At 71.1% G+C, this 25,690-nt stretch carries 24 protein-coding genes and 2 riboswitches; of the genes, 16 read left to right on the plus strand and 8 right to left on the minus strand.

Annotated elements, in window-relative coordinates:
• The first annotated feature begins 45 nt into the window (after window positions 1–45).
• Window positions 46–1,839 carry a fructose-specific PTS transporter subunit EIIC gene (locus CTJ15_RS21430; RefSeq protein ID WP_075823449.1) on the plus strand — a complete coding sequence of 598 codons (1,794 nt, stop codon included), beginning with the start codon at window positions 46–48 and terminating at the stop codon, window positions 1,837–1,839.
• Between the two features lie 113 nt (window positions 1,840–1,952).
• Window positions 1,953–3,488 (plus strand): CYTH and CHAD domain-containing protein, encoded by a 1,536-nt coding sequence (locus CTJ15_RS21435; protein WP_099781978.1) that lies wholly within the window; start codon window positions 1,953–1,955, stop codon window positions 3,486–3,488.
• Between the two features lie 403 nt (window positions 3,489–3,891).
• Here CTJ15_RS21435 and CTJ15_RS21440 read toward each other — a convergent pair whose 3' ends face one another.
• Entirely contained in the window at window positions 3,892–5,577 is a 1,686-nt protein-coding gene (locus CTJ15_RS21440) for an electron transfer flavoprotein-ubiquinone oxidoreductase (RefSeq protein ID WP_075823219.1), read from the minus strand.
• A gap of 113 nt (window positions 5,578–5,690) precedes the next feature.
• Between CTJ15_RS21440 and CTJ15_RS21445 the strand changes: the two genes are divergently transcribed.
• From CTJ15_RS21445 to CTJ15_RS21460, 4 genes are all read left to right on the plus strand, one after another.
• Entirely contained in the window at window positions 5,691–6,641 is a 951-nt protein-coding gene (locus tag CTJ15_RS21445; RefSeq protein ID WP_075823218.1) for a uracil-DNA glycosylase family protein, read from the plus strand.
• 310 nt (window positions 6,642–6,951) lie between these two features.
• Window positions 6,952–8,820 carry a lytic transglycosylase domain-containing protein gene (locus CTJ15_RS21450; RefSeq protein ID WP_226946020.1) on the plus strand — a complete coding sequence of 623 codons (1,869 nt, stop codon included), beginning with the start codon at window positions 6,952–6,954 and terminating at the stop codon, window positions 8,818–8,820.
• A 445-nt stretch (window positions 8,821–9,265) separates the two neighbouring features.
• Entirely contained in the window at window positions 9,266–9,985 is a 720-nt protein-coding gene (locus CTJ15_RS21455) for a class II aldolase/adducin family protein (protein WP_019461318.1), read from the plus strand.
• Between the two features lie 13 nt (window positions 9,986–9,998).
• Window positions 9,999–10,961, plus strand: coding sequence for a tripartite tricarboxylate transporter substrate binding protein (locus tag CTJ15_RS21460; protein ID WP_058389457.1), 963 nt, complete (start codon window positions 9,999–10,001; stop codon window positions 10,959–10,961).
• Between the two features lie 67 nt (window positions 10,962–11,028).
• Here the strand turns inward: CTJ15_RS21460 and CTJ15_RS21465 are convergent, their stop codons facing one another.
• A complete protein-coding gene (locus CTJ15_RS21465; RefSeq protein ID WP_058389456.1) occupies window positions 11,029–11,928 on the minus strand; it encodes a LysR family transcriptional regulator in 900 nt (299 codons plus the stop codon).
• Window positions 11,929–12,026: 98 nt separating this feature from the next.
• Between CTJ15_RS21465 and CTJ15_RS21470 the strand changes: the two genes are divergently transcribed.
• The 4 genes from CTJ15_RS21470 to CTJ15_RS21485 all read left to right on the plus strand — a co-directional run bounded on the left by CTJ15_RS21470 (window position 12,027) and on the right by CTJ15_RS21485 (window position 15,018).
• A complete protein-coding gene (locus tag CTJ15_RS21470; protein WP_027297129.1) occupies window positions 12,027–12,578 on the plus strand; it encodes a GNAT family N-acetyltransferase in 552 nt (183 codons plus the stop codon).
• Window positions 12,575–13,786: an MFS transporter gene (locus CTJ15_RS21475; RefSeq protein ID WP_058389455.1), complete on the plus strand. Its 1,212-nt coding sequence runs from the start codon at window positions 12,575–12,577 to the stop codon at window positions 13,784–13,786. Before CTJ15_RS21470 ends, CTJ15_RS21475 begins: the two co-directional genes overlap by 4 nt.
• Window positions 13,787–13,863: 77 nt before the next feature.
• Window positions 13,864–14,403 carry a molybdenum cofactor biosynthesis protein B gene (gene moaB / locus CTJ15_RS21480; protein WP_019461323.1) on the plus strand — a complete coding sequence of 180 codons (540 nt, stop codon included), beginning with the start codon at window positions 13,864–13,866 and terminating at the stop codon, window positions 14,401–14,403.
• Window positions 14,404–14,499: 96 nt separating this feature from the next.
• Window positions 14,500–15,018 carry a cupin domain-containing protein gene (locus CTJ15_RS21485; protein ID WP_193009630.1) on the plus strand — a complete coding sequence of 173 codons (519 nt, stop codon included), beginning with the start codon at window positions 14,500–14,502 and terminating at the stop codon, window positions 15,016–15,018.
• Window positions 15,019–15,048: 30 nt separating this feature from the next.
• Here the strand turns inward: CTJ15_RS21485 and rnhA are convergent, their stop codons facing one another.
• From rnhA to ispH, 3 genes are read right to left on the minus strand one after another with little or no spacing between them, the layout of a single operon-like run.
• Window positions 15,049–15,519, minus strand: coding sequence for a ribonuclease HI (rnhA, locus tag CTJ15_RS21490; protein ID WP_037249617.1), 471 nt, complete (start codon window positions 15,517–15,519; stop codon window positions 15,049–15,051).
• 10 nt (window positions 15,520–15,529) lie between these two features.
• On the minus strand, window positions 15,530–16,513 hold the full coding sequence (locus CTJ15_RS21495) for a homoserine kinase (protein WP_019461326.1): 984 nt from the start codon (window positions 16,511–16,513) through the stop codon (window positions 15,530–15,532).
• The gene (gene ispH, locus CTJ15_RS21500) at window positions 16,513–17,514 is read right to left on the minus strand and encodes a 4-hydroxy-3-methylbut-2-enyl diphosphate reductase (protein ID WP_085977410.1); all 1,002 of its coding nucleotides are present in this window, start codon (window positions 17,512–17,514) and stop codon (window positions 16,513–16,515) included. The genes CTJ15_RS21495 and ispH overlap by 1 nt, the downstream gene beginning before the upstream one ends.
• Window positions 17,515–17,686: 172 nt before the next feature.
• On the opposite strand from ispH, the gene CTJ15_RS21505 reads away from it, so the two are divergent.
• A complete protein-coding gene (locus CTJ15_RS21505) occupies window positions 17,687–18,235 on the plus strand; it encodes a hypothetical protein (RefSeq protein WP_126281933.1) in 549 nt (182 codons plus the stop codon).
• Between the two features lie 75 nt (window positions 18,236–18,310).
• The gene (locus CTJ15_RS21510; RefSeq protein ID WP_019461329.1) at window positions 18,311–18,853 is read left to right on the plus strand and encodes an ankyrin repeat domain-containing protein; all 543 of its coding nucleotides are present in this window, start codon (window positions 18,311–18,313) and stop codon (window positions 18,851–18,853) included.
• Here CTJ15_RS21510 and CTJ15_RS21515 read toward each other — a convergent pair.
• From CTJ15_RS21515 to CTJ15_RS24030, 3 genes are all read right to left on the minus strand, one after another.
• Window positions 18,837–19,079, minus strand: a complete 243-nt coding sequence (locus tag CTJ15_RS21515; protein ID WP_075822751.1) for a hypothetical protein — start codon at window positions 19,077–19,079, stop codon at window positions 18,837–18,839. The two genes, CTJ15_RS21510 and CTJ15_RS21515, sit on opposite strands and share 17 nt — an antisense overlap.
• Before the next feature lie 66 nt (window positions 19,080–19,145).
• Entirely contained in the window at window positions 19,146–19,418 is a 273-nt protein-coding gene (locus CTJ15_RS21520; protein ID WP_019461331.1) for a hypothetical protein, read from the minus strand.
• Window positions 19,415–19,657, minus strand: a complete 243-nt coding sequence (locus tag CTJ15_RS24030; RefSeq protein ID WP_126281934.1) for a hypothetical protein — start codon at window positions 19,655–19,657, stop codon at window positions 19,415–19,417. Before CTJ15_RS24030 ends, CTJ15_RS21520 begins: the two co-directional genes overlap by 4 nt.
• Before the next feature lie 559 nt (window positions 19,658–20,216).
• A riboswitch (glycine riboswitch) is annotated at window positions 20,217–20,324 on the plus strand.
• 3 nt (window positions 20,325–20,327) lie between these two features.
• A riboswitch (glycine riboswitch) is annotated at window positions 20,328–20,429 on the plus strand.
• A 66-nt stretch (window positions 20,430–20,495) separates the two neighbouring features.
• Between CTJ15_RS24030 and gcvT the strand changes: the two genes are divergently transcribed.
• From gcvT to CTJ15_RS21540, 4 genes are all read left to right on the plus strand, one after another.
• Window positions 20,496–21,590 carry a glycine cleavage system aminomethyltransferase GcvT gene (gene gcvT, locus CTJ15_RS21525; protein ID WP_099781981.1) on the plus strand — a complete coding sequence of 365 codons (1,095 nt, stop codon included), beginning with the start codon at window positions 20,496–20,498 and terminating at the stop codon, window positions 21,588–21,590.
• A gap of 97 nt (window positions 21,591–21,687) precedes the next feature.
• A complete protein-coding gene (gene gcvH / locus CTJ15_RS21530) occupies window positions 21,688–22,062 on the plus strand; it encodes a glycine cleavage system protein GcvH (RefSeq protein ID WP_099781982.1) in 375 nt (124 codons plus the stop codon).
• Window positions 22,063–22,069: 7 nt separating this feature from the next.
• A complete protein-coding gene (gene gcvP / locus CTJ15_RS21535; protein ID WP_099781983.1) occupies window positions 22,070–24,997 on the plus strand; it encodes an aminomethyl-transferring glycine dehydrogenase in 2,928 nt (975 codons plus the stop codon).
• Window positions 24,994–25,551 carry an NUDIX hydrolase gene (locus CTJ15_RS21540; protein WP_099781984.1) on the plus strand — a complete coding sequence of 186 codons (558 nt, stop codon included), beginning with the start codon at window positions 24,994–24,996 and terminating at the stop codon, window positions 25,549–25,551. Before gcvP ends, CTJ15_RS21540 begins: the two co-directional genes overlap by 4 nt.
• The last annotated feature ends 139 nt before the right edge of the window (window positions 25,552–25,690 follow it).

Raw genomic sequence — 25,690 nt, forward strand, 5'->3', positions numbered from 1 at the left:
GAGGCGGCCTGTCCGGCGCCATTCAGTCCTGAGGGGGACAACTGCATGACCCGGCTGACCGCCGTGATCCGGCATGCCGCCAGCCCGCCCCACGCCGCCATGGCGGCCGAGGCGCTGCGCGAGGCTGCCGAGAGGAGCCATGTCGAGCTGTCGCTCGATACGGGCGAGGGGAGCCCGACGGGGGAGGCGGATGCCATCCTCCTGGTTGGGGATGCCACGGCCGAGGCGGCGCGCTTCGCCGGCAAGCCGCTGATCGCCACCACTGTGGTGGAGGCGATCCGCCATCCGGAAACGGCGCTGCGCTCCGCCTCGGCGCTGGGCAGCCTGCCGCGCCCGCCCGCGCCGCCCGTTGCCGCGCCGGGAACTGTCGCAGCCCCTGTGGCAGCCCCTGGATCAAACCCTGGGTCAAACCCTGGGTCAAACCCTGGGGCGTCCCCGGCCGCCGGCCCGAGGAAGCTGGTCGGCATCACCGCCTGCCCGACCGGCATCGCCCATACCTTCATGGCCGCCGCCGCGCTGGAAAAGGCGGCCAAGGCACTGGGCCACGAGATCAAGGTGGAGACCCAGGGCTCGGTCGGCGCCAAGAACCAGCTGACGCCGGAGGAGATCGCCGCCGCCGACGCGGTGGTGATCGCCGCCGACACGGGCGTGGACACCGCCCGCTTCAACGGCAAGCGCATTGTCGTCACCGGCACCAACGAGGCGCTGCGCGGCGGGCAGGACCTGATCCGGCGCGCCCTTGTCGCCGAGCCCCAGGGTGGCGCGGCGGCCTCGGGCGCGGCGCCCACCCCGGCCAAGCCCACGGGCAAGGGTGCCGGGCGCGGTGCCTACAAGCACCTGATGACCGGCGTGTCCTACATGATCCCGCTGGTCACGGCGGGCGGCCTCTGCATCGCCATCTCCTTCGCCTTCGGCATCGAGGCCTTCAAGGAGCCGGGCTCGCTGGCCGAGGCCTTCTTCAACATTGGCGCCAAGTCGGCCCTGGCGCTGATGGTGCCGGTGCTGGCGGCCTTCATCGCCTTCTCCATCGCCGACCGGCCCGGACTGGCGCCGGGCTTCGTCGGGGGCATGCTGGCGAACCTCGTAGGTGCCGGCTTCCTGGGCGGCATCGCGGCGGGCTTCCTGGCCGGCTATGTCGCGAAATGGCTGCGCGACAGCCTGCCCTTCCCGGAAAGCCTGGAAGGGCTGAAACCGGTCCTGGTGATCCCGCTGATCGGCTCGATCATCGTCGGCATGCTGATGATCTACGTGGTCGGGACGCCGATCGCGGCGCTGCTCGCCTGGCTGACCGAGACGCTGCGCTCCATGGGCACCACCAACGCGGTGCTGCTGGGCCTGATCCTCGGTGCCATGATGGCGGTGGACATGGGCGGGCCGGTGAACAAGGCGGCCTATGCCTTCGGCGTCGGCCTGCTGGGCACCGAGACCTATGCCCCCATGGCGGCGATCATGGCCGCCGGCATGACCCCGCCGCTGGGCATCGCGCTGGCCACCTTCATCGCCCGCAACCGCTTCGGGCAGGAGGAACGCGACGCGGGCAAGGCGGCGTTCGTGCTCGGACTCGCCTTCATCAGCGAGGGGGCGATCCCCTTCGCGGCCAAGGACCCGCTGCGCGTCATCCCGGCGCTGATCGCGGGCTCGGCGGTGACGGGCGCGCTGTCGATGCTGTTCGGCTGCACGTTGCGGGCACCGCATGGCGGCATCTTCGTGGTCGGCATCCCCGGGGCGGTGGGCAACCCGCTGGGCTATCTCGTGGCCATCGTGGTCGGCACGGTGATCACCGGCCTCGCCGTCGCGGTGCTGAAGCGCAACAGCCCCGCCGAAGCCGTGGCGGCCTGACAGCCGCGAAAAGAGACGCACGGGCACAACCGTGCGTCTCTTTGATGACAGATTATTGAAATTTTGAAGACGGCCTCGGTCGTTTGTGGCCGCCATGACATTCTGCCGGGACGATGGCAGATCATGATGAAGAAAATCCGCGGGAGCTGGAGATCAAGCTCCTCCTGCCGGATGGCTATGGCGACACCTTTCCGGATCTCGATGCGTTCCGCGGCCTGGTCCCGGCCGAGCGTCACCAGATCACCACATATTTCGACACCGCGGACCGCCGCCTGCTAAAGGAAGGCATGGCCCTGCGCCTGCGCCAGGGCGGTGCGCGGACCCTGCAGACCCTGAAGACCGCCAGCGACGGCAGCACCTTCGGACGCGGCGAATGGGAAGCGCCGGTCGAGGGGAAGGTGCCGGACCTCGCCCTGCTGCGCGGCACGCCCGCCGAACCCTTGCTGCCGGATGGGACGGCCCTCAGGCCGGTCTTCGAGACGCGGGTGCGGCGGCTGCGCTGCGACCTCTCCCCTGCGGATGACGTGCGGATCGAGGCCGTGCTGGACCTGGGCGAGATCCGGGCCGGAAAGCGCCGCGAGCCGATCCGCGAAATGGAGATGGAACTCCAGCAGGGTTCCCCCATCGCGCTCTACCGGCTGGCCTCCGAGGTGCTGCTCGCCGTGCCGGGTGCGCTGCTGTCCACCGAGAGCAAGGCCGCGCGCGGATGGCAGATCGCCGCCAGGGCGCCGCGCCGCCGGGCGGAAAAGGCGGGCGAGGTGGTGCTGCGCCCGGAGATGACGGTGGCCGAGGCGGTGCGGGCCATCATCGGCTCCTGCCTCCGCCAGCTCATGGCCAATGAGCCGCTGGCCCGGACCGGCACGGCGGATGGCAGCCGGATGGAGGGCGTGCACCAGATGCGCGTCGCCATCCGCCGGCTGCGGGCGGCGCTGCGCCTTTTCGGCCCGCTGCTGGAGCCGCATGCCACGGCCCGGTTCGAGGACGAGCTGAGGCGGCTGGGCCAGGTCCTGGGCGCGGCACGGGACTGGGACGTCTTCTGCGAGGAGACCCTGCCCGAGGCCGGCAAGGAAGAAGGCACGGCAGAGTGGGTCGCCCTGCTGCGTCCGGCCGCCGAGGAATGCCGGGTGGAGGCCCATGCCGCCATGCTGGAGGAGCTGCGCCGGCCGGCGCTGGGCGCGCTGGTGCTGGGCCTCGCCGGCTGGGCGGAGGACCCTGCCGTGCTGGGCGGCGTGGCGGTGGGCAAGCCGCTGGCCAAGGTCGCGCCCGGGTTGCTGGAAGGGGTCGCCCGCAAGGTCCGCCGGCGCGGCAGGAAGATCCGGCACCGCTCGATGGAGGAGCTGCATTCTCTGCGAAAGGCACTGAAGCGGCTGCGCTATGGCCTGGAGTTCCTGTCCGGTCTCTGCCCCGAAAAGGCGTTGCGGCGCTACCTCCAGGGCTGCAAGGAATTGCAGGAGGATCTGGGCGGGCTGAACGACGCCGTGACCGCCATCGCCATGGCGGAGAAGCTGGTGGCGCGCCGTGGCACGGAACTGGCGCCCGCCATGGCCGGGCTGGCGCAATGGGCCGAGGCACGGCGCGAGGCAGCCGTCGCCCGGCTGCCCGAGGACTGGAAGGCCTTCCGCGACCTGCCCCTGCCGCCGGTGGATTGATCCACCCGTTCCGGCGTTGTCCTCCGGGGCCGGCCGCCGGGCGGAGAGGCGCCGCCTCTCCGCCCGGACCCCCACTCCGCCAGGACACTGCTTGCCCTGTACCCGGTTCGCCGGCGCCCGTGATGGCCGTTGGTCTGTGGGCCGGTCCCCGGAAGCAGGTGGAAACGTGGGGCTCCCGGAAAGCAGGATACGATGACCGCGCGGGAGGCACCGGCATCCTGCCGGAGAGCATGGCTCTCCGGCGCGATCCGTCCGGCAACAGGCGCCAGCGAAGGGGAGGTCCAGGACCCTCAGGGTCCTGGCGGATAGGGGGGCGGGGGAAAGGCAGCGCCTTTCACCCGGGACGGCGCAACGCCGGACGTGACGCCCAACCCGGCTGGTGGAAGCGTGACGCCCGGGTGGCCTACATCCCGCCGATGTAGTTGGGGCCGCCGCCGCCTTCGGGGGTGGTCCAGACGATGTTCTGGGTGGGGTCCTTGATGTCGCAGGTCTTGCAGTGGACGCAGTTCTGCGCGTTGATCACCAGGCGCACATTGGCATCCCCGGCCTCGACCTCGGCGTTCTGGCCACCGGGGCCTTCCACGGCCTGCGGGTCGGGCTCGCCCTTCAGCTCGCGCTCCGCCTCCGGCCCCACGGCCTCATAGACCGCGGCGGGGCAGTAGCGGCTTTCGGGGGATCGGAAGCGGTCCCAGTTCACCGCCTTCCAGCGCGACGGGTCCTTGAGCCTCAGGTGGACCGGCTGGTCCTCCTCGTGGTTGGTGTTGCTCAGGAAGACGCTGGAAAGCCGGTCGAAGCTCAGCACCCCGTCCGGCTTCGGGTAGCGGATGCGCTCGGACTTGCTGGCGTCGCGCAGCGTCTCGTGGTCCGCATGGTGCTTCATCGTCCAGGGCGCCTTGCCCTTGAAGACATAGGTGTCGAGCGCCGCATTGGCCATGCCGCCCCAGAAGCCGAGCCTGGCGAAGCCCGGGCGGATGTTGCGCACGCCCTTCAGCTCCTCGGTGATCCAGCTTTCCCGGATGCCGCGCGGATAGGCGTCGAGCACGGCGCGGCGGTCGCCGGCCAGGGCCTCCGCCACGGCTTCCGCCGCCACCATGCCGCTCTTCATGGCGAGGTGCGTGCCCTTGATCTTGGGCACGTTCAGGAAGCCCGCGCCATCGCCGATCAGCAGCCCGCCGGGGAAGGCGAGCCGCGGGACGGCCTGCCAGCCGCCCTCGTTCAGCGCGCGGGCGCCATAGGCGATGCGCTTGCCGCCTTCGAGGAACTTCCGCACCTCGGGATGGGTCTTGAAGCGTTGGAACTCATCGAAGGGGGCCAGCCAGGGGTTGGGATAGTCCAGCCCGACCACGAAGCCGATCGAGACCAGGTTCTCGCCCAGCATGTAGAGCCAGGAGCCGCCATAGGTGTCCTTGGGCAGCGGCCAGCCGACCGAATGCCAGATCAGCCCGGGCGTGTGCTTCTCCCTGGGGATCTCCCACAGCTCCTTGATGCCCAGCGCATAGGTCTGCGGCATGGCCTCGGCACGCAGGTCGAAGACCTCCTCCAGCCTGCGGGTCAGCGATCCGCGGCAGCCCTCGCCGAACAGCGTGTAGGTGGCGCGCAGCTCCATGCCCGGCTGGTAGTTCGGGCCTTCCTCGCCGTCGCGCGTGATGCCCATCATGCCGGCCACCACGCCCTTCACCTGACCATCCTCGATGATCGTCTCGGAAGCGGCGAAGCCCGGATAGATCTCGATGCCCAGCGCCTCGGCCTTCGCCCCCAGCCAGCGGCAGACATTGCCCAGGCTGACGATGTAGTTGCCGTGGTTGTTCATCTGCGGCGGCGTGGGCAGCTTGAAGGCGCGCTTCGCGGTCAGCAGCATGAAGCGGTCGTCGGTGGCGGGTGTCGCCAGGGCCGGCGGGTCGTCGCGCCAGTCGGGGAGCAGCTCGTCCAGGGCGCGCGGCTCGATCACCGCGCCGGAGAGGATATGCGCCCCGACCTCGGAGCCTTTCTCCACCACGCAGACCGTCGCATCGGGTGCCACCTGCTTCAGCCGGATCGCCGCCGCGAGCCCGGCCGGCCCGGCGCCCACGATCAGCACGTCGAATTCCATTGCCTCGCGTTCGGCCAAGGTTCCGCGCCCTCCGCTCTCTTTATATCCAGAGGCAAGGGTGTAGCCTCGCCCCCGGTTGCACGGAACCCCGTCCCGGGCCGATATCAGCCCCCATGGATGACGCCGCGGATACCCAGCAGGACGGGAACGCCTTACGCGAGGCGTTGCTGGCGGCGCTGTCGCTGCAACTGGGCTGGGGGGTGGACGAGGCGCTGGAAGCGGCGCCCCGGGACCGGACCGTGCCCAGGCCGGAAGCGGCCACGCCCGGCGTGGCGGCCAGCTCCACCGCCTGGTCCGCGCCCGGACGGGTGGCGGGGGCGGTCCGGGACGCAGGGAGCAGCGCGGGGGCCAGGGAGGAAGCCAGTGGCGGCCTGTTCCCCGGCGATGCCGCGCCGCCGTCCCCGGCACCGCGCCGCCCGGCGCCCCGCCCGGCCGAGGTGCTGGCCCCCGCCGCGTTGCGCGCCGCCGATCTGGCGGCCGGGGCGGACAGCCTGGAGGCGCTGAAGGCGGCGATGGAGCGTTTCGACGCCAGCTTGCGCGACACGGCGACCAACATCGTCTTCTCGGACGGCGTGGCGGAAAGCGGGCTGATGCTGATCGGCGAAGCCCCCGGCGCCGACGAGGACCGGCTGGGCAAGCCCTTCGTCGGCGTCTCGGGGCGGCTGCTGGACCGCATGGTGGCGAGCATCGGCCTCGACCGCACCCGCAACTTCTACCTGACCAACATCCTCTGCTGGCGCCCGCCGGGGAACCGCACGCCCACGGATGCGGAGGTCTCGCTGTTCCTGCCCTTCGCCCGGCGGCATATCGCCCTGGCACGCCCGCGGCATGTCGTCCTGCTCGGCGGCACGGCGGCCAAGGCCCTGCTGGGTGCGCGGGAGGGCATCACCCGCCTGCGGGGCCGATGGCACCGGCTGGAGATCGAGGGGCTGGGCACGGTGCCCGCCCTGGCGACGCTGCACCCGGCCTATCTGCTGCGGCAGCTCTCGGCCAAGCGGGAGGCCTGGCAGGACCTGCTCATGCTGCGTCGCGCCCTGGATGGCGAAGTCCCCAAGGGGTTCTGAGAGCCGGGCAAAACCGGAACGACTCGATTCGCGTATTGCGGGGCGAAGCTCGTATAACGATTTTGTGAAGTCGGAAAGCCCAGTGCGGCAAAGGATTTCCGGCCAAACGTCTCAATCAATGAGACGTTTCTCATCGAAAGAGGGTTGTCACTGGCCTCACGCCTCCGTTAACCGCTCCGGCATGGGAGTTCATCGCCGACGGACCTTGAAACAAGAGGGCCTTTCCGACCTACCTCGGCGCGCTCGCGGCGCCGCCCGCCACCGTCCCCGGCACAGCATCCGCCACATGGCCCGGCGTGTGGCCCAGCGTATGGCTCACCTGGGCCTGCTGCTTTTCGCCACCACCGCCATCGGCGTGCCGGTGGCCTTCCACGCCAAGCCCGCCCATGCCGCCGCGGCGCGGGAGGAGGCCGGCGGCCAGCGCAAGACCCGCACCGGCGCCTCGTCACCGCTGCCCGGCAACCGTGAGGTGGCCCTGGCTCCCGCGGTCCGTCCCGGCACCGCCATCGGCCTGCCCGAGCCGCTGGCCGCCTCCGACGCCGCACGGCTGCGGCGGATCTTCGACTTCCAGGCGCGCGGCGATGCCGCCAGCGCGGGGGTGGAGACCGAGTTCCTGCAGGACCGGCGGCTGGTCGGCCATGTCCTGGCCGACCGCTGGCTGCGCCGGATCGGCCCGGCGCCGGAGCCGGCCGAGTTGCAGGCTTGGCTCGCCGCCCATGCGGACCACCCCGAGGCACCGCGGGTCTATGCCCTGCTGGTGGAGCGCAGCCCGCGCGGCGCCAGCCTGCCGCCGCCGCCGCCCGATGCCACGCTTTCCTCGGCCACCGACATCGTGCCCGAGGAAAGCATGCCCGCCGCCCGCAACGTGGCGCGCAACCCGGCGCTGGACCGCAGCGTGCGCGACCGCGCGGCGGCCGGGGATGCCAGCGGGGCGCTGCGGCTGATCAACGGCACCCGCGGCATGACCCCGGCCTATGCCGCGCTGCTCCAGGCCGATGTGGCGCTGGCGCTGTTCCAGGCGGGGCAGGACGAGGAAGCCTTCCGCATCGCCGCCCAGGCGGTGCGCGGCAGCCCCAGCCATGCCCAGGCCGCCTTCGTGGCCGGGCTGGCCGCCTGGGGGCGCAATGTCTTCGACGTGGCGTTGCCCTATTTCGAGGCGGCGGCGCGGGCCGACGATGCGCCCGCCGTGCTGCGATCCGCCGCCGCCTTCTGGACGGCACGGGCTGCCGTGCGGGCGCGACAGCCGCAGCTCTATGTCTCCTGGATGCTGCAGGCGGCGCAGGAGCCCCGCACCTTCTACGGCCTCGTGGCCCGCCGCGCCCTGGGCCTGAAGACCGACTTCGCCTGGGAGAAGGACGTGAACGGCGAGGCCGAGTCCGCCGCCCTGGCCGAGACCGCCGGCGGCTGGCGCGCGCTGGCGCTGTTGCAGATCGGGCAGAAGGAGCGGGCGGAGCAGGAGCTGCGCCGCCTCTGGCCTGCGGTGCAGGGCAACCCGACCCTGGCGCGCGCCTCGCTCGCCGTGGCGACGCAGGCGGGGATGACGGAATTCGCCGCCCAGCTCGCCGGGCTGGCGCAGACGGCGGATGGCAGGCCGCGCGATCTCGCTCGCTTCCCGGTGCCGAACCTGAAGCCGCTCGGCGGCTTCCGGGTCGATCCGGCGCTGGTCTATGCCATGGCGCGGCAGGAATCGAACTTCGATGCCGGTGCCGTTTCGCCCGTGGGCGCGCGCGGGCTGATGCAGGTGATGCCGGCCACGGCCTCCTTCATCACCGGCGATTCCTCGCTCGGCACCGCCGCCGGGGCACAGCGGCTGCACGACCCGTCCTTCGGGCTGGAGCTCGGCCAGCGCTACCTGCTGCACCTGGCTTCGCACGAAGCGACGCAGGGCGGGCTGATCCGGGTGCTGGCGGCCTACAATGCCGGGCCGGGGCGCCTGCAGAGCTGGCAGCCCAACACCCAGTACCGGGACGATCCCTTCCTGTTCATCGAGGCCATCCCGATCCCCGAGACGCGGCTCTACGTGCAGCGTGTGCTGGCCTATTCCTGGATCTATGCCAGCCGCCTCGGCCTGCCGGCGGAAAGCCTGGAGGCGCTGGCCGCGGGCGCCTTCCCACGCTTTCCCGGCGCGGGCGCCGCGCCGGCCGGGGGTGCCGCCTTGCGGAAGGTCTCGGCGCGCTGAGGGCCATGGCACTATTCCTGCCCGCGGGGCCGCGCTGACGGACGCGGCGCATTCCCCAGTCCGTGAGTGCTGCCGGAGGTGGCGGTCGGGTCTTTTGCGGCACCTCATGGCGATGGTGATCCAGGCTGCCGGCCCGTAACGGCCCAGCGCCTCTGCGAGTGCCGTCAGGGGCCATCCCCGGTCCGATGGCGGAGTTCGCCTGCACCTTTTGTGCTGCGATAAGGGCTTCGGCGATCGTGGTCCGCATCACCGGTGCCGGACATCCGCCTTCCCTGCGCCTGCACGCCCTTGGCTGGCGGGCCGTTTGCCCGAGGGAAATACCGGAACGCCGACGGATTGACAGTGTACTTAATTTATGCATACGTTATTTCAAAGATCGGACAGGGTGACCGGAAGGATCGTCGGTCAGTCACTGGCCGACGGGAACAGGGAAGGGACGTCCGATATGGCGCAGGACCTACACGCTCTGCTGGGTGATCTGGTGATCGCCAACCGCATTCTCGCCCATGAGGGCGTGCTGGACGATTTCGGCCATGTCGCGGTCCGCCACCCCGATCGTCCCGACCGCTTCTTCCTTTCACGCTCGCGCTCGCCCGAAATCGTCACGCGCGACGATCTGCTGGAGTTCACGCTGGATGGCGTGCCGGTCGATCCCAGGGGCCTGCGGCCCTATCTGGAGAGCGTGCTGCACGCGCGCGTCTTCGCCGCGCGGCCGGATGTGCAGGCCACCGTCCATCACCACTGCCCGGCCGTGCTGCCCTATACGGTGACGGATGTCCCACTGCGGCCCGTCTTCCATATGGCCGCCGTTCTTGGCGGTCCCGTGCCGGTCTGGGACAGTCGTGACGAGTTCGGCGACACCAACATGTTGATCGACGATGTTCCGCGCGCCGACAGCCTCGCCAGGGCCCTGGGTGGCGGCACCTCGGTGCTGCTGCGGAACCACGGGGCGACCTGCGCCGCGCAGTCCCTGCCTGCCGTGGTCTTCGTCTGTGTCCGCATGAAGGACAATGCCGAGTTGCAGTCCCGCGCCATGGCCATGGGCACGCCGCGCTTCCTGACGGAAGGCGAGACGGAGATGACGGCCAGGATGCTGATGGGCGAGCGACCGCTGGACCGTGCCTGGGCCTATTTCCGTGCCCGCGCCGGTTTCGGCGGCATCTGAGGGAGGACGCATCATGCGGATCGCACGCCGCCCTCTCGGGGCCATTGCCCTCCTGTCCCTTCTCCCCGGCACGGTGCGGGCCCAGCGCCGCACCGTGCGCCTCATTGTCCCGGCCGCGCCGGGCGGCGCCATCGACGTGATCGGGCGGATCTACGCGACCCGGCTGGCCGAGATGACGGATCAGACCTGGGTCGTGGAGAACCGCTCAGGTGCCAACAACACCCTCGGTGCCGCCGAGGTCGCGCGCGCGAGCCCGGACGGACAGACCTTCCTGGTCAACGCGGATATCCACCTCATGGCCCGCCGCGTGATGCGGTCGGTTCCCTACGATCCGGTGGCGGATTTCACGCCTGTCGCGCGGCTGGCCGTCGCGCCGATGGTGCTGGTCGGAAATCCCCGGATCACGCCGGAGGGTGGCGTCGCGGCCCTGGTGGCCGCCATGCGGAAGCAGCCGGATCGCTTCTCCTTCGCCAATTCCGCGCTGGGCTCCATGGGCCACCTCGCGACGGAGAGCTTCAAGCGAGAGGCCAAGGCCGATGCCCTGGTCGTATCCTATCGCGGGACCGCGCCCGCGCTGACGGATGTGCTGTCCGGCAACACGGCGTTGATGGTGGCGCCGCTCGGCTCCGCCTGGCCGCATGTGGAGGCCGGGCGCCTGCGCGCCTATGCGATCCTCGGCCCGAACCGGGTGGCGCGTGCTCCCGCCATCCCCACCATCGCGGAACAGGGCATGCCAGGGCTCGACTTCACACTCTGGTACGCGCTCTGGGCGCCGAAGGGATGGCCGGCCGCGGAAGCCGACCGGCTCAATGCCACGGTCCAGACCCTTTCCCGCGACCCGGATATCCGGGCACGCCTCGCCGAACAGGGGGCCGAGCCATTGGCGGAGGACCGCGCCGCCTTCGTCCGCTTCATCGGGGTGGAAGCCGAACGGAACGCGCGGATCGCACAGGAAGCGGGCATCGAGCCCGAATAGGCTGGCGCCGCTCCGCCTTTGACGCGGAATTGGCGAGCGGTGCAGGTGCGAGCCTGACCGGTTGCCGCTACCGGCCACCCCGGCTGGCGAAACACGCCTCCAGCGCCCGCAGCATCTCCCGCAGCCCCGGATGGCGCGGCTTGTCCCGGCGCAGCACCAGGGCGAGCTGGCGTTCCAGGCGTGGCACCAGGGAGCGGGCCGAGAGGCGCGGAGCGTCGCTGTCCCGCCAGGCCATGCCAGGCAGGATGGCATGGCCCAGCCCGGCGCCGACCAGTTCCTTGATCGCCTCGACACTGCCCAGGGACATGCTGGGCACGGGGTGCAGCCCGGCGGCCGCGAACCATTCGTCCACCACCCGCCGCGTATGGCCGCCGGGTTCGTAGAGCACCAGCGGCAGGGCGGCGACGGCCTCCGGCGTCAGCGGGATGGCGGGTGGCTGTGAGGCAAGGGGCGAGAAGAGCAGGAACTCGTCCGCCAGGGCCGGGGTGACGGCGAAGGCGCGGCCAGGGGCGGGCAGGGTGACGAGGCCGAGATCCAGCGCGTTCTCCTCGATCGCCTTCAGCACCTCGGCCGTGTTGCCCGTGCGGACGGTGATCTCCAGCGCCGGAAAGCGTTGCCGCAGCCCGCGCAGCACATCCGGCAACAGGTAGATGCAGGCGGTGGCGCCGGTGCCGATGCGAACCCGCCCGGCGACGCCCGCCGCATGCGGCGCCAGTTCCTCCAGCGCCTCGCCCACCGCCCGCTCGATGCGCCGCGCATGGGCGAGCAGGGCCATTCCGGCCGCGGTCGGCCCGGCACGCCGGCCCACGCGCTCGATCAGCCGCACGCCGAGGCGGCGTTCGAGCTGGCGGAGCTGCAGGCTGATCGCCGGCTGGGTCAGGCCGCGCCGTTCCGCCGCGGCCGAGAAGCTGCCCAGTTCCACCACGTCGGTGAAGCTGCGGAGCTGGTCGAGGCTGAGATCGCGCATCCCAAAGTTTTCCTGATGCTCTGCATGAGAGGGCAAAGCTTCCCTCATGGTGCCGGGGGATGGAAGAGTCCGGCCATGTTCCTTCGGACCACCGCCGCATGACGCCCCTCCCTTTCCTCGTCCGCCCCGCCCATGACGGCGATCTCGCCGTGATCCAGGCGATCTACGCGCAACATGTGCTGCACGGCTGCGCCTCCTTCGAGGAAGCGCCGCCTGGGTTGGAGGAGATGGCGGCGCGGCGGCAGGGCGTGCTGGCGCTGGGCCTGCCCTATCTGGTGGCGGAGCGGGACGGGGAGGTGGCGGGCTATGCCTATGCCTCGCTCTACCGCGCCCGGCCCGCCTACCGGCATACGCTGGAGGATTCCATCTATGTCGCCCCTGGGCGCGAGGGGCAGGGGGCAGGCCGCGCGCTGCTGTCCCGGCTGATCGCCCTTTGCGAGGCGGGTCCCTGGCGCCAGATGGTCGCGGTGATCGGCGACAGCGGCAACCAGGCTTCCCGCACCCTGCACGAGCGGCTGGGCTTCCGCACCATCGGCATCCTGGCCGATGTCGGCTTCAAGCACGGGCGCTGGCTGGATTCCGTGCTGATGCAGCGCGCCCTGGGGCCGGGGGCCGTGCGCCTGCCCGATGCCCCGGCGCCGCGCCCGTGACCCTGGCCGCCGCCGTTCCCCCTGCCGTCCCCCGGCGCACCGTCTGGGCGCTCGGCCTGTCGCAGCTCATCGCCTGGGGTGTCAGCTACTACCTGATCGGCGTGCTGGGTGAGCGCATCGCCACCGATCTCGGCTGGGGCATGGCGAGGGTGCAGGGCGGCTTCGCCCTGTCCCTGCTGGTGATGGGGCTCGTCTCCCCCCTGGCCGGGCGGATGATGGACCGGCAGGGCGGGCGCCGGGTGATGGGCCTCGGCTCCGTCCTCCTGGCTCTGGGCTGCCTCGGCCTGGCCCTGGCGCGGGAGGTGGTGGGCTACTACGCGGCCTGGGCGGTGCTGGGGCTGGCCATGCGCCTGACCCTCTACGACGCCGCCTTCGCCGCCCTGGCGCGGATCGGCGGGGCGGGCGCACGCCGGGCGATGTCGCAGATCACCCTGCTGGGCGGCCTGGCCTCCACGGTCTTCTGGCCGCTGGGCCACCTGCTGGCGGAGCATCTCGGCTGGCGCGGCGCGTGCCTCGCCTATGCCGGGGCGGCGCTGCTGACCCTGCCGCTGCACCTGCTGATTCCCAGCGGCCGCGCCGGTCCCTTCCGGGCCGGGCCGGATGCCCCCGCCGCCCCGGCGCTGGCACGGGACGGGGGCGAGCGCCGCCTCGCCGGGGCGCTCTACGCCGCGATCGTCCTGCTCATCGGCGTGCTGAACGCGGCCATGTCGGCGCATATGATCACGCTGCTCTCCGGGCTGGGCCTGGGGCTGGCAACGGCGGTCTGGGTGGCCACGCTGCGCGGCATCGGCCAGTCCGCCGCGCGGCTGGCGGAGATCCTGTCGGGCAGCCGCATGAGCGCGCTGAGCCTGAACCTGCTCGCCACGGGCGGCCTCGCCCTCGGTTTCGTGCTGGCCTTGTGGAGCGGCACCTCGGCCACGGTGGCGGTGCTCTTCTCGCTCCTCTACGGGGCGGCGAACGGGCTGACCACCATCACGCGCGGTGCCCTGCCGCTGGTTCTCTTTGACCATCGTGCCTATGGGCGGATCGCCGGAGCGCTGATCACCCCTGGCCTGCTGCTGTCCGCCGTCGCGCCGCTGGCCTATGTGCCGGTCATCGAGGGGCTGGGCGCGGGCTGGGCCATGGGCCTCGGCACCCTTCTCGCCTTGGGCGCCTTTCTTGCCTCCCTGCTGCTGTGGTGGCGGTTCGGGGCGGGCCAGCGGGGGTGACGGCGCGGCGGCGCATGGGAACGAAGCCTGGAAGCCTGTAAGCAGGGGCCGGAGAGTGACGTGATGGGGATGCCGCCATGCCGATCGACGAGAGCCTGACCTTCCTGCCCGTGAACATCGCGGTGCTCACGGTGAGCGACACGCGCGACCGCGCCAGCGACCGGTCCGGCGACACGCTGGCGGCGCGGGTCGAGGCGGCGGGGCACCGGCTGGTGGCGCGGGAGATCCTGCGCGACGAGGCCGATGCCATCGAGGCGCAGCTCCGCCGCTGGATCGCCGATCCGGATGTGGATGTGGTGATCAGCACCGGCGGCACCGGCATCACCGGCCGCGACGTGACGCCGGAGGCCTTCGCCCGCGTGCTGGAGAAGGAGATCGCCGGCTTCGGCGAGCTGTTCCGGATGCTGAGCTATGCCAAGATCGGCACCTCCACGATGCAGTCCCGCGCCATCGGCGGCGTGGCGGACGGCACCTATCTCTTCGCCCTGCCGGGCAGCACCGGGGCGGTGAAGGACGGCTGGGACGACATCCTCCGCTTCCAGCTCGACGCCCGGCACAAGCCCTGCAACCTCGTGGAGCTGATGCCGCGCCTGCGGGAGCATCTGGCGGGGGGCTGAACGGCCCGCCTTCTCCTGCAACCGTGAAGCCGCCCTCCGTCTGGCGCGATGGCGATCCGTGACCAGCTTCCGGCGACCCAAGGCGGAGGAAGCCATATGTCACAGAGTCCCCTGAAGCTCGCGGCCGATGCCGCCGCGCCGGTCGTCTTCGAGATCCCTGGCGCCGAGGGCGAGTTCCGCGTGCAGATCCTGAACGAGGACCAGGAGAAAGGCGTCGTCACCACCATTATCCACCTGCCGCCCGGCGGCCGCATCCCGGCGCATTTCCACGAGGCGGGTTCGGAGATGCATTATGTGCTGGAGGGCGACCTGACCGAGAATGGCGAGAGCTTCGGTCCTGGCGGCTTCCTGACCTTCGCCGCCGGGGTGGTGCATGGCCCGCATGGCAGCGAGGGCGGCGCCCGGGTGCTGACGGTGCAGCAGTGGCAGAGCGGCCGGGGGGAGTTCGACTTCCACCCGGCGGAGGAAGGGCAGGGCGGGGCGGCTGCCGCTTCCACGGATGCGGCCGGGGAGGGTACGTCCGGGGAGGCGGCAGCCGGTGCTTCCGTCACCGACAAGTCCGCCGCGGAGGCCGAGGCGGAACGCCGACGGGGCGAGGAAAAGGGCTACGGCTGAGGCGGAAGGCGTCCTTCCGGCGAGGCGGCTTCAGCCCTTGCCGGAAATGGCCTTCCGCGCCGCGGTGGCGAGTACGTCCGCGCGCTCGTTCATCGGGTCACCGGAATGGCCGCGCACCCAGCGCCATTCGATGGCGTGCGGCTTGGCGGCGGCAAGAAGGCGTTGCCAGAGTTCGTAGTTCGCCACCGGCTCCTTGGCCGCGTTCTTCCAGCCGTTGCGCACCCAGCCATGCACCCAGCGGGAGATGCCGTTGCGCACGTATTCGCTGTCCGTGTGCAGCACGACCTTGCAGGGGCGCCGGAGCGCCTCCAGCGCCTGCGCCGCCGCCGTCAGCTCCATGCGGTTGTTGGTGGTGGCCGGGTCGCCGCCGCTCAGCTCCCGCTCATGGCCGTTGTAGCGCAGGATCGCGGCCCAGCCGCCCGGGCCGGGATTGGGCTTGCAGCCGCCATCGGTCCAGATCTCGACCTCGGTCCCCTGGGACGCCTCCTGGGTGTCTTCCATCGTCGCGCTGTCAGCCGGCATGGGCGAAGATCCCCGGAAGGGCCCTGTGGCCCATGAAGTGCCGCAGCCGCGCGAGGTATTCGAGCGGGTCCTTGCGCGTCACCAGCGCGCCGGGCGGCGTGTGGGTCCAGTCGTAGAGGCGCGTCAGCAGGAAGCGCATCGCCCCCCCGGCGCAGAGCACGGGCAGGGCGGCGCGCTCCGCCGGGGTGAGGGGGCGGAGGGCCTCGTAGGCGGTCAGCATTGCCGCCGCGCGTTCCGGCACGAAGCGGAGATCCGCGTCGAAGCACCAGGCGTTCAGGCTGATCGCGAGGTCGTAGGCGAGCAGATCGGTGCAGGCGAAGTAGAAGTCGATCAGCCCGGTCAGGTGCCCGCCCTGGAAGAAGGCGTTGTCCGGGAAGAGGTCCGCATGGATCTGCCCGCGCGGCAGGGTGCCGTACTCTGCGAGGTTCGGCCATTCGCGCAGGATGAGGCCCAGATGCTGCGCCAGCTCGTCGCAGAGGCCGGGCTGCACCGCGTCCCCGCCGTCGCGGCAGCGGTCCAGCAGCGGCGCCCAGGCGGCGGGCCCCAGGGCGTTCGGCCGCTCCGCCGCATAGGAACGGCCCGCCGCGTGCAGGCCGGCCATGGCGCGGCCAAGCTCGGCGCAATGGGCGGGGGCGACCTGGCGCGGCCAGGCGCCCTCCAGGAAGGTGCAGATCGCCGCCGGGCGGCCCGCGAGCTCGCGCAGCGCCTCCCCGTCGCGCCCGGGCACGGGCTGCGGGCAGGCGACGCCCTGTGCGGCGAGGTGGCGCATCAGCCCGAGGAACCAGGGCAGTTCCGCCGGGTCCACGCGCCTTTCGTAGAGCGTCAGGACATAGCGGCCATGGGTGGTGTCGAGCAGGAAGTTGCTGTTCTCCACGCCCTCCGCGATGCCGCGCAGGGAGAGGGGCTCGCCGATCGCATAGCCGGCGAGGAAGGCGGCCAGCGCCGCCTCCGTCACTTCGGTGTAGACGGCCATCAGTCCTTCAGCGCAGCCGGAAGTTTGAAGGTGATGTTCTCGCGCGCCACCACGACTTCCTCGATCTTCAGGTCGAAGCGCGTGCGCAGCCGGTCGAGCACTTCGTCCACCAGCACCTCCGGCGCCGAGGCGCCCGCGGTCACGCCCACCGAGGCGACGCCCTCGGCCAACGCCGGGTCGAGGTCGTGGCCACGCTGCACCATGATGGCGCGGGCGCAGCCGGCACGCTCCGCCACCTCCCGCAGCCGCACGGAGTTGGAGGAGTTCGGAGCGCCCACCACGATCATCAGCTCGACACGCGGGGCGATGGCCTTCACCGCCGCCTGCCGGTTGGTGGTGGCGTAGCAGATGTCTTCCCTGGTTGGGCTGGAGATGTCCGGGAAGCGGTCCTGCAGGATCGCCACGATCTCCACCGTGTCGTCCACCGAGAGGGTGGTCTGGGTGGTGAAGGCGAGCGGCACGCCCACGGGCGGCTGCACCGTGCGGGCCTGGGCGGCATCCTCCACCAGCGTCACCGAGCCCTTGGGGAGCTGGCCCATGGTGCCGACCACTTCCGGGTGCCCGGCATGGCCGATCAGCAGGATGTGGCGGCCCGTGGCGGAATGGCGCTCCACCTCGCGATGGACCTTGCTCACCAGCGGGCAGGTGGCGTCGAGGAAGAACATCTCGCGACGCTGCGCCTCGGCGGGCACGGATTTCGGCACGCCATGGGCGGAGAAGACCACCGGCTGGCCGTCGTCGGGGATCTCGGAGAGCTCCTCCACGAAGACGGCGCCCAGGGCCTCCAGCCGTTCCACCACGAAGCGGTTGTGCACGATCTCATGGCGCACATAGACGGGGGCGCCGCGGCGGATCAGCGCCTCCTCCACGATCTTGATGGCCCGGTCCACCCCGGCGCAGAAGCCGCGTGGTCCGGCAAGGAGCACGGTCAGGGGCGGCCTAGTGGCGGCAGCGGCGGGGCGGTCCGTGACCGGCGGGGAGAGGGGGGCGTGGGCGGGCATGTCGTGGGGCATGTTGGCGTCGGGCGTCTCTCGTGCCAGTTCGTGGCGGCAGGCACCGGGAGATGGTCACCCGGCCGGGGGCAGGCGCAACCTAGCGATCCCCGGGCGCCTGGGACAGGGGGAGTATAGCATGGCTTTTCACGCAGGGCGCCCGGGGTTGTCTTTCGGGGGCGTGGCTTTCCGGGGGGCACCCGCCCTTCTCGTGGCCCTGGCGCTGGCCGGCTGCGGCAGCACGGACTCGAAGAATCCCCTGGCCAATGCCATGGCGCCTTGCCCGGCTGTCTCGCTGCTGGGCGAGGCGGCGGACCTCACCCGCTATCGCGGCCCGGGGCGGGACATCCCCTCCATGGTGCTGGACGCGCGGCTGACCGGCTATCAGGCCAAGTGCGACTATGCGCCAGGGCACAAGGGGCTGGACGTGACGCTGCGCCTGGCCATGGCGGCCGAGCGCGGGCCCGCCGCCACGACCCGGACGGCGTCGCTGCCCTATTTCGTGGCCGTCACCACGGCGGACGAAGGGCGCATCCTGGCCAAGGCGAACTACACCGCCGCGGTGGAATTCCCGGCCAATGTGAACCGGGTGCAGACCAGTGGCGAGGAGATCTCCATCCGCATCCCCGCCGCGACCCCGGGAGAGGCGGCGCAGCGGCAGGTGTTGCTGGGCTTCCAGCTCTCGCCCGAGGAACTGGCGCTGAACCGGCAGCGCGGCCCGCGCCGCTGAGGCCATGGCCCGGGGAGGAGAACGGGGGAGGGGGCGCTTGCGGGGGTGGTGCCTCCTGCCGGAAGATGGGCGGGCATGAGCGACCGCCCCATCCCCCCGCCGCCCACCCTCGGTCCCGAGGAGCTGGAGGCGCTGTTCTACGGCGCTGTCCGCGACGGACGGCTGGACCTGCTCGCCGCCTTCCTGGATGGCGGGGCGGACCCCAACCGGCCGGATGCGCGCGGCTTTCCGCCTATCGTGCTGGCCTCCTACAACGGGCAGAAGGACGCCACCGCGCTGCTGCTCGCCCGGGGCGCGGCGGTGGATGCGCCGGATGCCAAGGGCAGCACCGCCCTGGCCGGCGTGGCCTTCAAGGGGGAGGCGGAGATCGCCCGCGTTCTCCTCGCCGCCGGGGCGGAGCCGGATGCGCCGAACGGGGCGGGGCGCACGCCGCTGATGTTCGCCGCCATGTTCGGGCAGCGGGAGATCGCGGAGATCCTGCTCGATGCCGGGGCCGATCCGGCGCGCGAAGACCCGGAGGGGAGTTCCGCCCTGACCCTGGCCCAGGGCAGCGGCGACGCGGCGCTGGTGGCGATGCTGGAAGAGGCGGCGGCGCGGCGGGTTAGCCGGCCTCGGTGAAGCCCTCCGGCCAGAGGTCCCGGTCCAGCGTCACCTCGGTAATGCGGAAACCGCCGGGCCAGTCGCGAAAGCCGGGCTGGTCGAGCAGTCGCGCAATGGCCTCCTCCGCCGTCTGTGGGCTGGAATACATGCCGATGCTCTTCATGGAGAGAAGGTTGCGCGGATTGATCCGCTCATCCTCGTGGGCCTGGAGCTTGTAGTGAGAGAGCAGCCATATCTTCGTCATGACACCTACCTTGTCCGATATCGGGTGCCACGCGCTGTGTGGTGGCTGTGCTATTCCCTGATCGATTCACTCAGGATCATCGGGATCAAAGCCGAAGCCTTCCGTCCAACTGGTGTCATCCAACGGCGCGCAGTAATGGAAAACGCGGAAGCCATCGGGCCAGTCGCGAAAGCCGGGGAGCTGACGCATGCGTCCGATCGCCTGTCTCGCTTTCTCTTCGGACGAATAGATGCCTATGAGCTTCATCGACATTTCGATCTCGTCCGTTTCCGTTTCATCACCGTCCGCATCCATTTCGTGATGCTCGACGATCCAGAAGTTTTCGCTTTTTCCGGTCATATGATATTTCCTCCGGTATCAATCCCAAGCATCCATTCAATGAATGCACGCTCACCATAATTTTTTATTCTGCTATATTCACTATTGGTTGGCCTCCCTTTTCGTGTTCGTTCCCAATTCCCTTTGCCATACTGGTCGTTCATCAACTTCGTGGCGTATTCCTCGGCTGTCTGGTTTTGCCCGCGTGGGATACCCCTTGCCCAGCTCGCAACATCGCTGGCCGCCTTCTTGCCGCTCAACCCCGGTTTCTTCTGTCTTGGCGGTCCGGGATCTTTCGGAAGGCTGCCTGTTTCGGGTGTCTCCGTGGCCCCCTGGGGCGCGATGCGCGCTCGTGGCGGAGGAACGGGTGGCCTGGGCGCCAGCAGGACGGGTCCGAGCTGGACCGGGACGATGCCGGGGCGGGGCGTGGCGGCGGTGCTTCCCTGTCCGGCCCGCCCGCTGCGGGTATAGGCGGAGACGTGTTCCGGCCTGCCGTTGCGCTGCCGTTCATAGGCACGCACGGAGACCATGCTCTGCCCCGCCGCCGTGCGCAGCGGGGAGGTGGCCAGCGCCTGCCAGCCCTTGGTGACCCAGCCGGCATAGGCCCCGCGTTCCGGGTGCTGGACCTGCCAGTACCTGCCAGTAACGGTCGTCCCGCATGGCGCGCCGCAAGCTGTCTTCGGTGATGACGGTTCTGCGCAAGGCCTCTGCCCTCCTGAAGGGGAATATAATCCTATGACGGAGCGAAAGTCGAGACTCCCGCCCACTCGCCGCCGTTGCCAGCGCCCATGCCGCAATGTCATAACGGCCCGTACCCGCTGATCCCGCGCGGGAGAGCGAGGCCGTCCGGTGCCGAACCGGCCGGCCTCCGCCGAAGGCGCAACCGGCCCCCGGAAACGCTCAGGCCCGATGGACCGCGCGGGGAAGGGGCCTCTGGAAAGCCCGGCCCGCCCCGAAACGGGCGTTCCGGCACCGACGGAGTAAGGCGCGGGCGCCATGCCCGGCCGAATCTCTCAGGTCCATGGACAGAGGGGGGCCACGTTCCGTTCCGCCGCCCTGAGCGGCGAAGGAGGATGCGTGGCTGACGCCGCCGAGACGATGCTTGAGACCCCGCTGGCCGACTGGCACCGCGCCCAGGGCGCGCGCATGGTGCCCTTCGCCGGCTACATGATGCCGGTGCAGTACCCCGCCGGCATCATCGCCGAGCACAAGGCCTGCCGCGAGGGTGCGGCGCTGTTCGACGTCTCCCATATGGGGCAGGCGGAGCTGCGGGGCGAGGGCGCGGCGGCGGCGCTGGAGGCGCTGACCCCCGCCGACGTGCAGGGGCTGAAGCCCGGGCGGCAGCGCTACGGCGTGCTGATGACCGAGGCGGGCGGCATCCTCGACGACTTCATGTTCACCAATCTCGGCGACCGGATGTTCCTGGTGCTGAACGCTTCCCGCAAGGCGGTGGACGAGGCGGCGATCGCGGCCATCCTGCCGCCTTCCGTCACCCTGGCGCCGATGCCCGACCGCGCGCTGCTGGCGCTGCAGGGGCCGGCGGCCGAGCGCATCCTCGCCACCCTGGCGCCCGAGGTGGCGGCGCTGCCCTTCATGGGCGTGGCCGAGGTGACGCTGGCGGGTGGCTCCGCGCTGGTCAGCCGCTCCGGCTATACGGGCGAGGACGGCTACGAGATCAGCGTGCCGGCGGAGAACGCCACGAAGCTGGCCGGGGCGCTGGTCACGGCGGGCGCCGCACCGGCCGGGCTGGGCGCGCGCGACAGCCTGCGGCTGGAGGCCGGGCTCTGCCTCTACGGCAACGACCTGGACGAGACCACGAGCCCGGTCGAGGCGGCGCTGAACTGGACCATCGGCAAGCGCCGCCGCACCGAATGGAACTTCCGTGGCGCCGAGCGGGTGCGGGAGGAACTGGACCACGGCCCGAAGCGCCTGCGCGTCGGCTTCGCTGTCGAGGGGCGACAGCCCGCCCGCGCCCATACCCCGATCCAGTCCGGCGCGGAGGTGGTGGGCGAGGTGACCAGCGGCGGCTTCGGCCCGACGCTCGGGGCGCCCGTCGCCATGGGCTATGTCCGCCCTGACCTCGCCACGGATGGCACGGCGCTGGACCTGATGGTGCGCGGCAAGGCCGTGGCGGCCAAGGTCGCGCCCACGCCTTTCGTGCCGCACCGTTACAAGCGCGCCAGCCGCGCCTGATCGCTTTTTCCCCCGTGCCCGCCCGGGAAGTGGCGGGCGCGCCCGGACCGATCTGCCCGGACCGATCTCTCCAGACCGATTTGCAGGAACCCGCCCCATGTCCCAGATCCGCTACACCGCCAGCCATGAATGGGTCCGCCCCGAGGGCGAGGATGCCGTGGTCGGCATCACCAGCCACGCCCAGGAAGCCCTGGGCGACATCGTCTTCGTCGATCTCCCCGAGATGGGGCGCGAGGTCGAGGCCGGCGAATCCATCGCGGTGGTGGAGAGCGTGAAGGCCGCCTCCGACATCTATGCCCCGGTGGCGGGCACCATCACCGGCGCCAACGAGGCGCTGGGCGACGATCCCGGCCTGGTGAACCGCGACCCGATGGGCGAGGGCTGGTTCTTCCGCATCAAGCCGAAGGATGCCGCGGAGGTGGACGGGCTGCTGGACGAAGCGGCCTACGAGGCCGTGGCCGCCGCCGGTTGATGCCGCGATGAGCACCCTTGAGCAGCTTGCCGCCCTGGAGGATCAGGGCGGTTTCGTGCGCCGTCATCTCGGCCCCTCGGAGGGGGAGATCGCGGCGATGCTGGAGGCGATCGGGGCGGACAGCCTCGACGCCATGACCGCGCGTACCGTGCCCGCCGCCATCCTGGGAGACACGCTCGATGCGCTGCCGCCCGCCATCGGCGAGTCCGAGGTGGTGGCCGAGCTGGCCGAGCTGGCCGCGCAGAACAGCGCGGTGAAGTCGCTGATCGGCATGGGCTATCACGGCACGCATGTGCCGCCGGTGATCCTGCGCAACGTGCTGGAGAATCCCGGCTGGTACACGGCCTATACGCCGTACCAGGCGGAGATCGCGCAGGGGCGGCTGGAGGCGCTGGTCAACTTCCAGACCATGGTCGCCGACCTCACCGGCCTGCCGGTCGCCAATGCCTCGCTGCTCGACGAAGGCACGGCGGCGGCGGAGGCGATGGCCATGGCGCTGGCCGCCGTGAAGGGGCCGCGCGCCACCAACCGGCGCGTGATGCTGGTCTCGCGCGACCTGCACCCGCAGACACTGGCCGTGCTGCGCACCCGCGGCGCGCCGCTGGGCATCGAGATCCGCCCGTACGCCCCCGGCGAGATGGCCGGGGCGATCCGCAGCGAGGGGCCCTTCGCCGCGATCTTCTCCTATCCCGGCACGACCGGCGAGCTGCGCGCGGAGCTGGAGGCGGAGATCAAGCTCGCCAACGACACGGGCGTCACCGCCATCGTCGCGGCGGACCCGCTGGCCCTGGTGCGGCTGAAGCCGCCGGGCGAGATGGGCGCCGACATCGTCATCGGCTCCTCGCAGCGCTTCGGCGTGCCGATGGGCTGGGGCGGCCCACATGCCGCCTTCATGGCGGTGAAGGACGGGCTGAAGCGGCTGATGCCGGGCCGCATCGTCGGCGTCTCGGTGGATGCCGCCGGGCGCCCGGCCATGCGCCTCGCGCTCCAGACGCGCGAGCAGCATATCCGGCGCGAGAAGGCGACCTCCAACATCTGCACCGCGCAGGTGCTGCTGGCGGTGATGGCCGGGCTCTATGCCTGCTGGCATGGCGCGGACGGGCTGCGCCGCATCGCCGACCGCGTGCATCTCCAGGCGCGGCTGCTGGCCGGCGCAGCGCGCAAGGCGGGCTTCGCGCTGCGGCACGAGGGCTTCTTCGACACCATCGCCATCGAGGCGGGCGCGAAGGCGGATGCGCTGATGCAGGCGGCGCTGGCGCACGGCTTCAACCTGCGCCGCGTCGATGCGGGCTGCGTCGCCGTCAGCCTCGACGAGACCGTCTCGCGCGACGACCTCGCGAAGCTGGCCGGGGCGCTGTCCGAGGCCGGCAGCGTGTCGGCGCCGGAACTTGGGGCGATCGAGGCCGCCGGCGGCATCCCCGCCGCGCTGGAGCGCGAGAGCGCGATCCTCGCCGCCGAGGTCTTCTCCGCGCATCGCAGCGAACACGGCATGCTGCGCTACCTGAAGTCGCTGGAGGACCGCGACGTCGCGCTGAACCGCAGCATGATCCCGCTCGGTTCCTGCACGATGAAGCTGAACGCCACGGCGGAGATGATGGCGATCACGCTGCCGGGCTTCAGCAACGTGCATCCCTTCGCCCCGGCGGAGCAGGTCCCGGGCTACCTGACGCTGGTGCGGCGGCTGGAAAGCTGGCTCTGCACCGTCACCGGCTTCGCCGCCGTGTCGCTGCAGCCGAATGCGGGCAGCCAGGGCGAGTATGCCGGGCTCCTCGCCATCCGCGCCTGGCACCATGCGCGCGGTGACCAGCAGCGCAATGTCTGCCTGATCCCGTCCTCGGCCCATGGCACCAACCCGGCCTCGGCGGCGATGGCGGGCATGCGCGTCGTGGTCGTGCGCTGCGACAACGACGGCAACGTCGATCTCGACGACCTGCGCGCCAAGGCGGAGGAGCACGCCGCGCATCTCGCCGCGCTGATGATCACCTATCCCTCGACGCATGGCGTGTTCGAGGAAGGCATCCGCGAGATCTGCGCGCTGATCCACCGGCATGGCGGCCAGGTCTACATGGACGGGGCCAACATGAACGCGCAGGTCGGGCTGACCTCGCCCGCCAGCATCGGCGCGGATGTCTGCCACCTGAACCTGCACAAGACCTTCTGCATCCCGCATGGCGGCGGCGGGCCGGGCGTCGGCCCGATCGGCGTGGCGGCGCATCTCGCGCCGCACCTGCCGAACCACCCGCTGCTGGCCGAGGCGGGGCCGGAGACGGGCTTCGGCCCGGTCGCGGCCGCGCCCTTCGGCTCCGCCTCGATCCTGCCGATCCCCTATGCCTATATCCGCATGATGGGGGCGGCGGGGCTGCGGAAGGCGACGCAGGTGGCGATCCTTTCGGCCAACTATGTCGCGAAGCGTCTGGAGGGGCACTATCCGGTGCTCTATCGCGGCCGCCAGGGCATGGTGGCGCATGAATGCATCCTCGACTGCCGCGGCTTCCAGGCGGAGGCCGGGATCGCGGTGGAGGACATCGCCAAGCGCCTCCAGGATTTCGGCTTCCACGCGCCGACCATGTCCTGGCCCGTCACCGGCACGCTGATGGTGGAGCCCACCGAGAGCGAGCCGAAGGCGGAGCTCGATCGCTTCGTGGAGGCGATGGTCGCCATCCGCGCGGAGATCACCGAGGTGGCGGAAGGGCGTCTCGACCGGGCCGACAACCCGCTCAAGAACGCGCCTCACACCGCCGAGGAGGTGACGGCGGCGGAATGGACCCATGGCTATTCCCGCCAGCAGGCCGCCTATCCGGCGCCCTGGGTCGCCGCGCACAAGTACTGGCCGCCGGTCAAGCGCGTGGACAACGTCTATGGCGACCGCAACCTCGCCTGCACCTGCGCGCCACTCGAAGCCTATGCGCAGGACATGCGCATCGCCGCCGAATGACGCGCAAGCCCTGGACGGTGCGGAGATCCCGCACCGTCCTCAAGGACCGCTGGATCCATGTGAATGCGGAGGCGGTGGAGGATGCGCGCGGCAACCTGCTCGATCCCTTCTACACCTTCGAATATCCCGACTGGGTGCATGTCGTGGCGCTGACACCCTCGGACGAGCTGGTGCTGATCCGCCAGTACCGGCACGGGGCGCAGGATTTCTGCCTGGAGCTCCCTGCGGGCGGCATGGACCCTGGCGAGACCGATCCGGTGCCCGCCGGGGCGCGCGAGCTGCTGGAGGAGACCGGCTACGCCGCCGGCTCGCTGCGCCTCGTCTCCAGCCTCTCGCCCAACCCGGCCTCGCACCGCAACCGCAGCCATAACCTCCTGGCGCTGGACGTGCGGAAGATCGCCGAGCCGCGCCTGGAGCCGGGCGAGGACATCACCGTGGAGCTGCATCCCTGGCAAGACGTGCTGGCGCGGCTCGACGAGGGCATCCTGCCGCAGGCCATGCATGTTTCCGCGCTGCTGCTCTGCCTGCGCGCGGCGGGGCGCCTGCGCTTCTGATCCTGCGTTGCGCTTGCTCCCACCCCCGGGCGGAGGCTCCGTCTCCCCCGATCCCCCCGCCGGGGACAGCGTATGTCCCCGGACCCCGCCTTCCGTGGACTCCCTTCTGATCCTGAGAGCGGGTGGATCGGCGGGGCTC

Source organism: Roseomonas sp. FDAARGOS_362 (assembly GCF_002754815.1).
In the GTDB taxonomy this organism is placed as follows: domain Bacteria; phylum Pseudomonadota; class Alphaproteobacteria; order Acetobacterales; family Acetobacteraceae; genus Roseomonas; species Roseomonas mucosa.